Genomic DNA, 12,309 nt, shown 5'->3' on the forward strand with positions numbered 1-12,309 from the left:
GCTCATGTCGGCGCCGGAGCCTGCGGAGGTGACGGCATGAGCGGTACGGAGCGAAGCGGAGTGGCCGCTCATCAGTGTTGCAGGGTGGGGCTCATGTCGGCGCCGGAGCCTGCGGAGGCGACGGCATGAACCAGATGCTGTTCTCACTGGCATTCCTGGCGGCCGTACCGTTCTGGGCCCTCATGATCGTGGCGCCCACCTGGCGCCTGACCCACCGCATCATCTCGTCACCGCTGATCGTGCTCCCGACCCTGGTGGTGTGGGCGGTCGCGATCGCGCCGAGCTTCGCCGACTTCGCGCGGGAGATGCTCGGCCCGGACCTGGCCGGCGTCAGGGACCTGCTGGCCCGCGACGGCGTCGTGGCTGCGGTGTGGGCCCAGGTGCTGGCCTGGGACCTGTTCGTCGGGCGCTGGATCTACCTCGACAGCCGGGAGCGCCGCCTGCACCCGCTGCTGATGGCTCCGCTGCTGGTCCTGACCATCCTGCTGTCACCGATCGGGCTACCCGTGTACTTCCTGGTGCGCCTGAGCGCGAAGAGCCCCTCAGCGGTGCATGACGTTCCAGCGGGCGAGGTTGTGGCGCGCGTCGACTAGGGCGTCGTGGCGGCCCTCCGCGACCGGCAGCGGAGGGCGCCCGGCATCGTCCCAGAGCTGCCGCAGGTCCTTCGTGAAGCGCGGGATCTCCCGGGGCAGCGCCGGCATCGCGCCCCAGAGCTGGGCCAGGGCGACGTGGTCGTAGGCCGCGTACCAGGCCCAGAGCTCGATCTCGGTGGCCTCGCCGGACTTGATCGGCTCGATCAGGAACTCGAGCAGCTCCTCGCGGATGCGCTCGCGCGAGCGCCACGCCTTGTCGCCGGGCGAGGGCAGCTTGTCCAGGACGTTGCGCCGCACCCAGGAGACGGCCCGCGAGTCGTCGAACTCGGTGGAGATCGCGTAGTACTCCCGGCCGCGCTCGTCCACCACGCCGATCGAGACGAGGTCGATCAGGCGGCCGTCCTCGATGAACTCACAGTCGTAGAAGTACCGGTATGCCACCGGACCCATCCAACACCATCGACCGGAGCCGATCACAGCGCGGCGGCGAGTTGCCCGTAGAGCGCCGCCAGCCGGGTGAGTGCGGCCTGGTCCTCGAGCCGCCCGCCGTCGGCGTGGATGCGCTCGACGGCGTCCGCCGCGGCCAGGGCGGCGTGCAGGCACAGCAGCGCGGGCAGGGCGGCCTCGCACTCGTCGCGGGGCACCCGGGAGGCCCGCAGGTAGGCGTCGACGAGCCCGTCGGCGGCGTCCGGGCCGCCCGCCGCGAGCACCGCGGCGGCCAGGTCGGCCAGCAGCGGGCCGGTGCCGGCACCGGCCCACCCGACCAGGCCGACCGCGCCGGTGGCGGGGTCGAGGCGGAAGTGGGCGGCCTGCGGATCGTTGTGCAGGACGCCGTAGGTCAGCTGGTCGGTGACCATGACCCGGCGGACCGCCGCCACCGTTTCCCGCAGCGCCGGACCGAGCCAGGGCTCGATCGCGATGTGCGGTCCCGACGGGAGCAGACTTGCGGGATCGAACTTCGCCAGGTGAGGGTGCGTGAACCGGCGCAGGGTCCGGTGTGCGGTCCCGAGCGTGTCGCCCCACCACTGCCGGTCCAGCGGGTCGGCCGCCTGCAGGGCACGCCCCGGCACCAGGTGCATCAGGGCCACCACCCCGTCGCTCTCGGCCACCGTCAATGCTCCGTCGGCGGCCCGCACCGGCGCGCCGGCCCCGACCCCGAACGCGTCGACGTGCTCGGCCGCGCTGAGCCCGGCCTCGAATCCGGACCGGCGGTGCATCGGCACCCATTTGCCGACGAATTGGCCGCCATTGATTTCGACCTGCCAGGTATCGCGACCCTGGGGCATGCAGGGTCCGGGGTTGCATTGCCAGCTGCGGCGCAGGGCGGTGCGCATCACTTCGGCGGCGGGGGCGGCCACTGACGCATTATCCGCCGTCACACTCCGCCGTGTGCGAAAACGGAAAAACCGCCCGGAAAGAGTGACCGGGCCCGGGGCGCTCGCACCACCTCCGGACCCGGCCTCCGCCCCCGCCGTGCCCCCCGCCCCGCGGCGGTTTGCACGGTGGCACTAGCCTGCCTGCGGACACATGCACGGTGCTGTCGGTGAAGCGATGCGGGGGATGTACAGACTCCGACAGGCACGTCATGATCTGGTAGAAGTTCCGTACTGTCTTCGTGATCACCTAACGTGATCTCGGAGTTCGAATTCCGATCAACGCCGAACCGGGAGGGGTTTGACCGTGGAGGGTCGGCTGCCAGATCCCGGCGACGCACTGACCGGTGTGGAAATGTTCAGTGGTCTGGAGCCCGATGTTCGTCAACGGGTCATCCAGGCGGCGGTGCCACGGACATACCGCAAAGGCCAGCTGCTGTTCGTCGAAAACGATCCGGGCGAGTCACTCATCGTGCTCAAGCGCGGTGCCGTGATGGTGTTCCGGACCGCTCCGACCGGCGAACGCGCGGTCCTCTCCGTGGTCCGGCCCCCCGACACGCTCGGCGAGGTCTCCCTGCTCGACGGCGCGGCCCGCTCGGCCTCGGCCGAGGCGATCGAGGACTGCCAGGCCCTGGCCCTGTCCCGGCACGCCTTCATCGAGCTGGTCCACGCCAACCCGCGGATCCTCGACGCCGTCATGCGCTCGCTCGGCCTGCTGATCCGGCGGCTCACCGAGCAGAACGCCGACCACGTCTTCCTCGACCTGCCGGGCCGGGTCGCCAAGACGCTCGTCCGCCTGGCCGGCGAGACCACCGCGCCGATGGTCACCATCGAGCTCAACCAGAGCCAGCTCGCCGAGATGGCCGGCGGCTCGCGGCAGAGCGTCAACCAGGCGATCGGGTCGTTCGCCAGCCGCGGCTGGCTGCGCACCGAGGGTCGCCGGATCGTGGTCACCGACCTCACCGCCCTGCGCCGGCGCGCCGGAATGACCGACCGGTAACTGCCTTTTCAGGTACGAACGTAGGGCCGGACGGCCGGGGTAGCGGGTGCCATTTCGGACACCTGGCCGCCCCGGCCGCCGCCATGTGAGGATGGGTTCTCACAGGGCAAGGGAGTGTCGGCGATTTCCAGTCAGTGCGCACGCTGCGGCCGCCAGGCGGGCGAGGGCGACCGGTTCTGCGGTGGATGCGGCGCCGAGCTGAGCCCACCGTGCCCGACGTGTGGACGCACGCTCGGCCCCGACGCCGTGTTCTGCACCGGCTGCGGCACCCCGCGGGCCGACACGACGGCCGCCCGCGGCCTGATCATGCGGGCTGAGCGCGCGACCGGCCGGGCCTCCGTGCCCGCCATCCCGGCCGCCCGCAGCGAGGACCGGCGCCGGATCAGCGTGCTGTTCGTGGATCTGATCGACTTCACGCCGTATGTCGAGCGGGCCGACCCTGAGCTGGTCCGCGAGCTGCAGAAGAGCTTCTTCTCCACGGCCCGGGAGGTCATCGGGCAATACGGCGGGGTCGTCGAGAAGTACATCGGCGACGCCGTCATGGCGCTCTTCGGCGCGCCGGTGGCCACCGAGACCGACGCCGTGCGCTGTGTCCGGGCCGGTCTGGAGCTCCAGCGCGTCCTGGCCCGCTACGCGAGCACCGGTGAGGGCGAGCGCGAGCTGCGCTTCCGCGTCGGCGTCGCGACCGGGGAGGCGCTCGTCGACGTGGCCGCGGCCCGCGACGGCGGCCAGGCGATCGTCGCCGGCGACGTGGTCAACACCGCCTCGCGGCTGCAGTCGCTGGCCCCGCCCGGCGGTGTCCTGGTCTGCGGCACGACCTACGCGCTGACCAAGGCGTCGATCCGGTTCGAGCAGCAGCCGCCGGCCACGCTGCGCGGGCGCTCCACGCCGACCGAGGTCTGGCTGGCCCTGGCCCCGCTGCGGCGCAACCACCCCGACCGCGAGGCCGGCTCGACGCCGCTGGTCAACCGCACCCACGAGCTGAGCCTGCTGGTCAACGCCCTGCACCGGGGCCTGCGTGAGCGCACACCGCAGCTGGTGACGGTGCTCGGGCACGCCGGGATCGGCAAGAGCCGGCTGGTGCACGAGCTGTTCCTGCACGCCGAGCGGCTCTTCGACGCGCCTGTCGCGTGGCGGACCGGGCGCTGCCCGCCGTTCGGGGAGAACGTCACCTACGCCGCGCTGGCCGACATCGTGAAGGCCCAGGCCGGCATCCTCGACACCGACTCGGCCGAGACGACCCGGGAGCGGCTCGACACCGCCCTGGCCGCGATCGTCGGGCCGCCGCATTCGAACGCCTCGGAGGCGGAGCGGCTGGCCGAGGCGCTCAGCCCGCTCGTCGGCCTGCCCGGCCCGAAGCTGGCCCCGGACGAGACGGAGTCGGCGTGGCGGCGCTTCGTCGTCGCGCTGGCCGCGCACCGGCCGACGGTCCTGGTCTTCGAGGACCTGCACTGGGCCGACGAGTCGATGGTCCGGTTCGTGGAGCGGCTCGGCGCGTCGGTGCGCGACGTGCCGCTGCTCCTGCTGTGCACGGCCCGCCCGGAGCTGCTGGAGCGCAACCCGAGCTGGGCCGGCGCGGTCGCGGGCGCGGTGTCGATCACGCTGCCGCCGCTGCGCGACACCGAGATCGCCACGATGTACGCCCACCTGCTGGGCGCGGCTACGTTCCCGTCGCAGTCGCTCAGCTCGCTCGTCGAGCTGGCCGACGGCAATCCGCTGTACGCGCTCGAGTACACCCGGATGCTCGCCGAGCAGGGCAACCTGCCGGCGAACGACGCGCTCGGGCGCAAGCTGCCCATGCCCGACAGCGTCCACGCGGTGATCGCCAACCGGGTCGACCTCCTCGACGCCGCCGACCGCGCGGTGCTCCAGGCGGCCGCGGTGGTCGGGATGAACTTCTGGCCGGGCGCGGTCGGGGCCGCGATGAGCCGGCCCGCCGACGGCATCGAGCGCTCACTGCGCCGGCTGGAGCAGCGCGACCTGATTCACGAGCAGGCCGCCTCGACCATGGCCGGCCAGACCGAGTACCGCTTCGGCCACGTCCTGGTCCGCGACGTCTGCTACCAGCGGCTCCCCCGCACCGAGCGGGTCGCCCGCCACGAGCTGACCGCGGAGTGGCTCGACGGCCTGGCCGCCGACCGGGACACCGACCTGGCCGAGGTCGTGGCCAACCACCGGTTCATCGCCTACGAGATCGCCCGCTCGCTCGGCCTGGACGCGTCCCGCTACGGCGGACCGGCCCGCGACGCGATGCACCGGGCCGCCCGGCGCGCCTACGCCCTGCACGCCCTGGACGCCGCGGCCGCGCACGCGAACAAGGCCCTGGCGCTGTGCGATCCCGGCACCGAGACCCTCGAGCGCCTGCGCATCGAGCAGCTCAGCACCGAGATCGCGTTCTACGCCAACCCGGAGGCGTTCCTGGGCAGCGGCGGCGCGGACCGGCTGGTCGGGCTGGCCGAGCGGCTCTACGCGGCCGGCGACCAGGCCGGCGCGGCCCGGGCGTGGACGGTCCGGGGCCAGGCCGCGTGGCTGCGGGCCGACCGCCTCGACGCACTGTCGTGCCTGGACCGGGCGGTGGAGCTCTTCGACGAGCTGCCGGACGGGCCGCCGAAGGCCGACGCCTACGCCGAGCTGGGCCGCCTGCACATGCTCAACTTCGAGGTCGACCCGGCGGTCGCGGCGGCCAGCGCGGCCGCGGAGATCGCCGACCGGCTGGGCCTGGTCGAGGTGGCCACCGGCGCCCGGATCACGATCGGCACCGCACTGTTCCAGGCCGGCGACCGCCTCGGCCTGGTCGAGCTGCAGTCGGCCCTGGAGGTCAGCCGGGAGAAGCGCCTGCTCGCCGAGCACCGGGCGCTGCGCAATGTCTCCTGGGCGCTCCTGGAGGACGGCGACTGGACGGCGGCCGCGGCCCTGCTCGACGACAGCCGCCACGCCGTGCCCGGCAGCCACACGCTCGCCACCGGCTACTCCGACGTCGCCCAGTCGGCGTACTTCAACGGCGACTGGCCGGCGTACGTGGCCGCGGCCGAGGCGGCCATGGCCGAGCCCGGCGCCGAGTGGGACCTGCAGGTCCGCGGGGTGCGGGCCTGGATCCGGACGCTGCGCGGCGACGACCGGCTCGACGGCGCGGACGACGTCGAGGACGTGGTGGCGGCCGGGCGCCGCTCCGGCTTCTACCGCCTTCAGTGGGTCGCGCTCGGGCACGGCGCGCTGTGCCGGGCGCTGCAGGGCCGCGACCGCGACGCCGAGGCCCTGATCGTGGAGCTGGCGAAGACCTGGCGCGAGGTCCGGGCGATCGCGAGCGGTGAGTGGATCGACGCGACCGCCCACGCCGCTGTCCGCTCGGGCCGGGTGGCGATGATGGCGGTCCGCGACATGCTTGCCGACGTGCCGCACCGCACGCCGTGGGTCGAGGCGGCCCAGCGCACGATCACGGGGGCCATCGCGTTCGTCGACGGCGACTACGCCCGGGCGGCCGACATGCACCTGGCCTCGGCCGCGCTCTACGGCGAGATCCCCAACGAGTCGGCCCGCATCCTGTCGATCGCGTGGGCGGTGCAGGCCCTGGACCGCGCCGGCGACGAGCGGATCGAGCCGTGGCGGGCCGAGCTGGTGGCCTTCGCCGAGCAGGCGGGCACGCCGCGGCTGCTCGAGCTGGCCGGGCTCACGCCGCCGCCGGACGAGCCGGTGACGCCGCCGACGGGGTTGCCGGCCCCTTCCTGAGCGCACGTTCCGGGAACCGGGCACCGGCCCGGTGGCGCAGGGGGCAGAGAGCTGTCACGCGGCCATCGGTGCGGCCGGCTCCTCCTGGGGCACCGGTGCGTTCTTGACCTTCTGGGCGTACATGTCGATGTACTCGCGGCCGGAGAGGGTCATGAGCTCGTACATGATCTCGTCGGTGACGGCGCGCTCGATGAAGCGGTCTCCGGCCATTCCGGCATATCGGGAGAAGTCGAGCGCGGGGCCGAACTTGATGTGTACGCGCCGGAGGTTCGGCAGCTTTTGCCCGATCGGCTGAACTTTGTCCATGTTCATCATGGCCACGGGCACCACCGGGGCGCCCGACTCGAGGGCCAGGCGGGCCACGCCCGTCTTGCCGCGGTAGAGGCGGCCGTCCGGCGAGCGGGTGCCCTCCGGGTAGATCCCGAAGATGCCGCCCGCACGCAGGATGCTCAGGCCCACCTCCAGGGCGGCGCGGGCCGCCTTGCCGCCGGAGCGGTCGATGGGGATCTGACCGGTACCCGCCATGAAAAGCTTGGTGAGCCGGCCCTTGATCCCTTTTCCGGTGAAATATTCGGCTTTCGCCGGAAACGTGACGCGGCGGCGGACGCTGAGCGGCATGAAGATCGAGTCGGCGAACGAGAGGTGGTTGCTGGCGATGATCACGGGGCCCTGGTCGGGGACGTGCTCAAGGCCCTCCACCTTCGGCCGGAAGACCAGCTTCAGCCAAGGTCCGAGGACGATGTACTTGAGGAGCCAGTAGAGCACGGCCGACCTTTCAGGAGCGCGCGACAATCGGACATGACCGTCGTAAAGAAGCCTACGAACCAGTACGGCACACCACAACGCACTCCCGGAACGACGGCCGGGCATGTCAGGATTTCGGTCAGCGGTTTTTTCGCGGCGCACCCGGTCGTCGCGATGGCCACCGCGGGGAGGGGCGAGCTGTGCCAGGGGGTGGGGCGCGGCGCGGCCGGCGGGACAACGGGCTGGTGGCGCAGGAGTACGCGGTGGTGGGCGACGTCGACCCGCGGGTCGGCGAGCATCTCCTGGAGATGCTGGCCGAGGGCGGGATCGCCGCCTACCTGCAGCCGGCGTCGGATCTGCATCCGCTGACCCGCACCACGACGCTGCCCGCGCGGCCGACGGACCGGCTGTACGTCGATCGGGAGCACCTCGCCACCGCCCAGGACTACCTGGCCCGGCTGACGACCGCCGTGCCGGAGCAGCCCGCCCCGGTGGAGAGCACCGCTCCGGTCTCGGACGAGGACGCGTTCGCCGCGATCGTCGCCGGGTTCCACACGACTGTCGACCCGACGCGGGCCGTGCCGTGGCCGGCCGCCGAGGACATCGTGTCCTCCAGCACCGCCGCGCCGGACATGGACACCGAGCCGGCTCCGCGCACGTCGCTGCGGCGGCCGTCGGACGCCGTGGACCGGTCGCTGCTGGACAGCCTCGACACCTTCGGCACCGACCTGCCGGACGAGCCGGAGGAGGACGAGGGGTACACCCCGCCGCCCCCGCCGCCGCTCCCCCGGGTCGCGCCGGTCACCATCCTGGCCGTGCTCGCGCTGGCCGCCGGGCTCATCCTGCTCTTCTGGCCCGACCTGCTGCCGCTGGGCTCGCAGACGACGCTCTTCCTGGGCTTCGCCGGGGTGCTGACCGGGTTCGTCACGCTTGTGCTGCGGCTGCGCCCAGGTGACGAGGAGGACGACGACCCCGACAACGGGGCCCGCGTGTAAGCGCCTACCCGACCTTTTCAAGCCAGTCCGCGATCGCGTCGATGGGCTCCTGCCAGCGCGCGTCGAGCATCAGGTCGTGGCCCATGCCGGGGAACAGCAGCGGCGAGCCGCCGTAGCGCCGGGCCACCCAGGTCAGCGTGTCGGCCGCGACGATCCGGTCGTCCGGGCTGCCCACCACCAGCACCGGCGGGTTGCCGACCGGAGCCTCGGGCTCGTGGCGGGTCAGGAGCTGGCGCTGCGCGGCGCCCGGGACCCGCTGCAGGCGCTGGGCGTAGGCCTGGCCCGCACCGGCCGCGAGGGCCTTGCTGAACAGCTGGTCGCGGCTGAGCGTCACCCGGCCGCCGAAAAGCCCGGGCAGCGTGCCGCCGGGGTTGCTGCCGAGCAGGCCGAACGCGGTGCCGAGGCCGCCGAAGACCGGGGCGACGAGCACGCCCGCCTTCACCGGGTAGCGCGCCATCGCCATCGCCACCACCAGGGCCCCGGCGCCGTGCCCGACCAGGACCGCCTGGCGGGGCAGCCCGGCCGCGACCTGGGTCACGTCGTGCACGTAGTCGCGGAGGCGGGCGTCCGGTGCCGGTCCAGACCCTCCGTGTCCGCGCAGGCTCATCGAGTACCCCCGAAAGCCTCTTTGCGAAATGTGCTCCAGCCAGTGCTCGGCGAACGCCCAGGCCCCGTGCCCCAGCCCCGGCACGAAGAGGACCGGCGGGCGGTCGTTCGCGCCGCCGGCGGGGGGCTCGGCCTCGATCACCTCGCGGTGCACCGGCCTGGGCGGCTTCGACCACTCGTCGCTGCGCATGACCCTGGTTGTCAACTGACGGCCTCCAGCTCGTGCAGGGTCTTCTCGAGCTCTTTGAGGTACACGAAGTGGCTGACCTCGAACCAGTGGCGCGTCGAGTCGGTCACCTTACTCTGGGTGTACCGCCGATCGCCCTCGGTCCGCAGCCGCGCGTAGATGGCCTGGGCCCGGTCGGGCGCGGCGTCGAGCACGCGCAGCCACTGCGCGATGAAGACGGCCTGCCAGTGCGACAGCGTGAAGAGCGCCGAGTCCGGCTGCAGCAGCCCGGCGACGGCGAGCGTCGGGTGGGTCCGCGACAGCATCTGCAGGGCCAGGCGCGGCCGGCCGGCGGCGTCGGTCGACAGCAGCTCCGGCTCCAGGAACTCGAACCGCGGCAGGTAGCCGGTGGCCATCACGACCAGGTCGGGGTCGATGGTGCGCCCGTCGGCCAGCACCACGGCGTGCGACTCGAAGTGCCTGACGTCCGGTACCGCCACCACGTCCCCGTGCCCGAGGTAGTACGGCAGCTGGCTGTTGACGAGCGGGTGCATCTCCAGGATGCCGTGCTCCGGCCTCGGCAGGCCGAAGCGGGTCAGGTCACCGACCGTCATGTTGATCGTGCGGTGCAGCAGCCACTGGCGCACCTTCACCGGCAGGCGCATGGCCAGGATCTGGTCGTTCACCTGGTCGGCCGGGCGGCCGAGGGCGAACTTGGGCGCGTACCAGTAGCCGCGCCGGGTCGAGTGCCAGCACTTCGCCGCCTGCTGGGCCGCCTCGACCGCGATGTCGCAGCCGGAGTTGCCGGCCCCGATGACCAGGACCTTGCGGCCGCGCAGCTGGGCGGCGTCCTTGTACTGCCCGGCGTGGATGACCTTGCCGCGGTACTCGCTCAGCCCCTCGTATTCGGGCATCTTCGGCGACCAGTTGTGCCCGTTGGCGGCCACGACGGCCGCGTAGCGCATGGTGCGCGGCGCCCCGCCCCGCGAGCCTTTCACGGTGACGTCCCAGCGCGGCGGGCCGCCCGCGGTGCCCTCGGCCGGCTCGACCCGGGCGACCTCGGTGCCGAACCAGATGTGCTCGCGCAGCCCGAAGTGGTCGGCGTAGCGCTCGAAGTACTGCAGCACCTGCGAGTGGTGCGGGTAGTCCGGCCAGTCGTCGGGCATCGGGAAGTCCGGGAACTGGGTGAACGGCTTCGACGAGATCAGGTGGGTGCTGGCGTAGACCGGGCTGCGGTCGTGCCGCCAGTTCCAGCCGCCGCCGACGCCCGTCTCGCGCTCGTAGCAGTCGACCCCGAAGCCGGCCTCGCGCAGGTTCTTGATCGTAGTGAGGCCGGTGCCGCCGGCGCCGATGACGCAGACGGTGTCGCCGCGGTCGTACACGGGCTCGCCGTCGCGCCAGTAAGTCGCGTTCCCGGCGGCATCGTCGAACTGACGGTCAGCGCTCACCGCGGCATCCTCTCGGATTTATGCCGCAATTTCCAGATCGACGAGTACTGGAAAGTGATCGCTGGCCGCCCGGGTCTCGGGCGTGTCGATCACGTCGTACTGCAGCACCGTCATCCGCGGGTCGACGAATATCGCGTCGAGGCGGTGGCGCAGGTTCGCGACCGAGAAGGTCAGGCGCTCGTCGCCCCCGGCGGCGTCGGTGAGCCCGTCGGCGAGCATCCGCCAGGCCGCGCCGCCCGAGTTCTCGTTGAAGTCGCCGCCGAGCAGCAGCGGCTCGCTCACCTCGCGCATCGCCTGCTTGAGCAGCTCGGCCTGGCTCGGGCGCTCGGACGGGTCGGTGGACAGGTGGCAGCCGGCGGCGACGAACGTGGCCCGGCCGACGCGGCAGCGCACGAACGCGGCGCCGCGCATCTCCCGGCCGGGCGTCAGCGGATAGCGGATGTTCCAGTCCGCCACCACCCGCACCCGCAGATTGGTGAGGATCAGATTGCCCAGGGCCGGCAGGCCGCCCCCGCCGACGACCATCTCCAGGTCGCGGGACAGGGCGGCCGACTTCTGCCGCCATCGGAAGCGCCGCGGCGCCTCCTGCAGGATGGCGATGTCCGGCGCGGCCTGCCGGACGGCCGCCGCGAGCGCGCGCCGGTCGTCCTTCAGGCCGTGCAGGTTGTACGAGAGCACCCTGATCTTCGTCATGTACGCCTCACAAACGGGCCAGATCCGCCGCGCCGACCACTCCGGCCAGGTTTCCCATGAGCGCCGCCCGGATCTCCGCCACGGGCAGCTGGCCGCGCTGGGCGAGCTGCTCCCGGTAGCTGGCCCGGGCGGGCGCGAGCAGCAGGTCGCCGGCGTCGATCACGCCGCCGCCGACGACTATCACCTGCGGGTCGAGGGTCTGCACCATGTCCGCGAACCCGACCCCGAGCCAGTGCCCGACCTGGGCGAACGCGCCCACCGCGACCTCGTCGCCGAGCCGGGCGGCCTCGGTCACGGCCGGGCCGACGATCGCGTCCGGGTCTCCCCCGGCCAGGCCCAGCAGCAGGGCCGCCGCCCCCGGACGGGCCTTCGCGTCGGCCTTCGCGAACCGCACAAGAGCATTGCCGCTGGTGTACTGCTCCAGGCACCCCTTGCGCCCGCAGCCGCACGGGTGCCCGTCCGGCACCATCATCGTGTGCCCGACCTCGCCCGCGACACCGTTGGCGCCGCGGATGAGCCGGCCGCCGATGATGATCCCGCCGCCGATGCCGGTGCCGACCGTGTAGAGCACCATCGACTCGTCGGCGTCGTGCGCGGCCCCGAAGCGGAACTCGGCCCAGGCCGCCGCGTTGCCGTCGTTCTCCACCACTGTCGGGAGTCCGGACGCCTGCTGGATCTTGTCCCGCAGCGGCTCGTTGCGCCAGGCCAGGTTGGGGGCGAACTGCACCACCGAGCGGGTCGCGTCCACCCAGCCGGCCGCGCCGATGCCGACCGCCTGGACCTCGTGCCCGGCCGCGAGCTCCTTGATCACCTCGATGATCCGGTCCGCGGTCTCGCCGGGGTCCTGGGCGGGCGTGTCACGCCGGGTTTGGACGAGTACATCGCCGGCGGTGTCGACGACCCCGCCGAGCACCTTGGTTCCGCCGATGTCGACGCCGATGGTCAGCCCCACTGCGGCCGACTCC

At 72.7% G+C, this 12,309-nt stretch carries 11 protein-coding genes; 4 read left to right on the forward strand and 7 right to left on the reverse strand.

Features of this window, described 5'->3' with window-relative positions:
• Nucleotides 1–125: 125 nt before the first annotated feature.
• On the forward strand, nt 126–593 hold the full coding sequence (locus Dvina_RS44600) for an ABA4-like family protein (protein ID WP_223097110.1): 468 nt from the start codon (nt 126–128) through the stop codon (nt 591–593).
• On the opposite strand, the gene Dvina_RS44605 is transcribed toward Dvina_RS44600, so the two are convergent.
• Complete coding sequence (locus Dvina_RS44605; protein ID WP_223106066.1) at nt 543–1,034, reverse strand: polyadenylate-specific 3'-exoribonuclease AS; 492 nt, start codon at nt 1,032–1,034, stop codon at nt 543–545. The genes Dvina_RS44600 and Dvina_RS44605 overlap by 51 nt on opposite strands.
• Nucleotides 1,035–1,066: 32 nt before the next feature.
• Nucleotides 1,067–1,810 (reverse strand): phosphotransferase, encoded by a 744-nt coding sequence (locus Dvina_RS44610; RefSeq protein ID WP_223097112.1) that lies wholly within the window; start codon nt 1,808–1,810, stop codon nt 1,067–1,069.
• A gap of 463 nt (nt 1,811–2,273) precedes the next feature.
• Between Dvina_RS44610 and Dvina_RS44615 the strand changes: the two genes are divergently transcribed.
• Both Dvina_RS44615 and Dvina_RS44620 read left to right on the forward strand, forming a co-directional pair.
• On the forward strand, nt 2,274–2,966 hold the full coding sequence (locus Dvina_RS44615) for a Crp/Fnr family transcriptional regulator (RefSeq protein ID WP_223097114.1): 693 nt from the start codon (nt 2,274–2,276) through the stop codon (nt 2,964–2,966).
• 114 nt (nt 2,967–3,080) lie between these two features.
• Nucleotides 3,081–6,692 carry an adenylate/guanylate cyclase domain-containing protein gene (locus Dvina_RS44620; protein WP_246655729.1) on the forward strand — a complete coding sequence of 1,204 codons (3,612 nt, stop codon included), beginning with the start codon at nt 3,081–3,083 and terminating at the stop codon, nt 6,690–6,692.
• 54 nt (nt 6,693–6,746) lie between these two features.
• Here the strand turns inward: Dvina_RS44620 and Dvina_RS44625 are convergent, their stop codons facing one another.
• Nucleotides 6,747–7,457 carry a lysophospholipid acyltransferase family protein gene (locus Dvina_RS44625; RefSeq protein WP_223106068.1) on the reverse strand — a complete coding sequence of 237 codons (711 nt, stop codon included), beginning with the start codon at nt 7,455–7,457 and terminating at the stop codon, nt 6,747–6,749.
• A 179-nt stretch (nt 7,458–7,636) separates the two neighbouring features.
• On the opposite strand from Dvina_RS44625, the gene Dvina_RS44630 reads away from it, so the two are divergent.
• A complete protein-coding gene (locus Dvina_RS44630; protein WP_223097127.1) occupies nt 7,637–8,431 on the forward strand; it encodes a DUF308 domain-containing protein in 795 nt (264 codons plus the stop codon).
• 4 nt (nt 8,432–8,435) lie between these two features.
• Here Dvina_RS44630 and Dvina_RS44635 read toward each other — a convergent pair whose 3' ends face one another.
• The 4 genes from Dvina_RS44635 to Dvina_RS44650 are packed head-to-tail and all read right to left on the reverse strand — an operon-like array spanning nt 8,436 to nt 12,296.
• Nucleotides 8,436–9,227 carry an alpha/beta hydrolase gene (locus Dvina_RS44635; protein WP_223097129.1) on the reverse strand — a complete coding sequence of 264 codons (792 nt, stop codon included), beginning with the start codon at nt 9,225–9,227 and terminating at the stop codon, nt 8,436–8,438.
• A gap of 11 nt (nt 9,228–9,238) precedes the next feature.
• Nucleotides 9,239–10,651 carry a flavin-containing monooxygenase gene (locus tag Dvina_RS44640; RefSeq protein ID WP_223097131.1) on the reverse strand — a complete coding sequence of 471 codons (1,413 nt, stop codon included), beginning with the start codon at nt 10,649–10,651 and terminating at the stop codon, nt 9,239–9,241.
• An 18-nt stretch (nt 10,652–10,669) separates the two neighbouring features.
• Nucleotides 10,670–11,344, reverse strand: coding sequence for an endonuclease/exonuclease/phosphatase family protein (locus Dvina_RS44645; protein ID WP_223097143.1), 675 nt, complete (start codon nt 11,342–11,344; stop codon nt 10,670–10,672).
• Between the two features lie 7 nt (nt 11,345–11,351).
• Nucleotides 11,352–12,296 carry an ROK family glucokinase gene (locus Dvina_RS44650; RefSeq protein WP_223097145.1) on the reverse strand — a complete coding sequence of 315 codons (945 nt, stop codon included), beginning with the start codon at nt 12,294–12,296 and terminating at the stop codon, nt 11,352–11,354.
• Nucleotides 12,297–12,309 lie beyond the last annotated feature (13 nt).

Source organism: Dactylosporangium vinaceum, from assembly GCF_019904175.1.
In the GTDB taxonomy this organism is placed as follows: domain Bacteria; phylum Actinomycetota; class Actinomycetes; order Mycobacteriales; family Micromonosporaceae; genus Dactylosporangium; species Dactylosporangium vinaceum.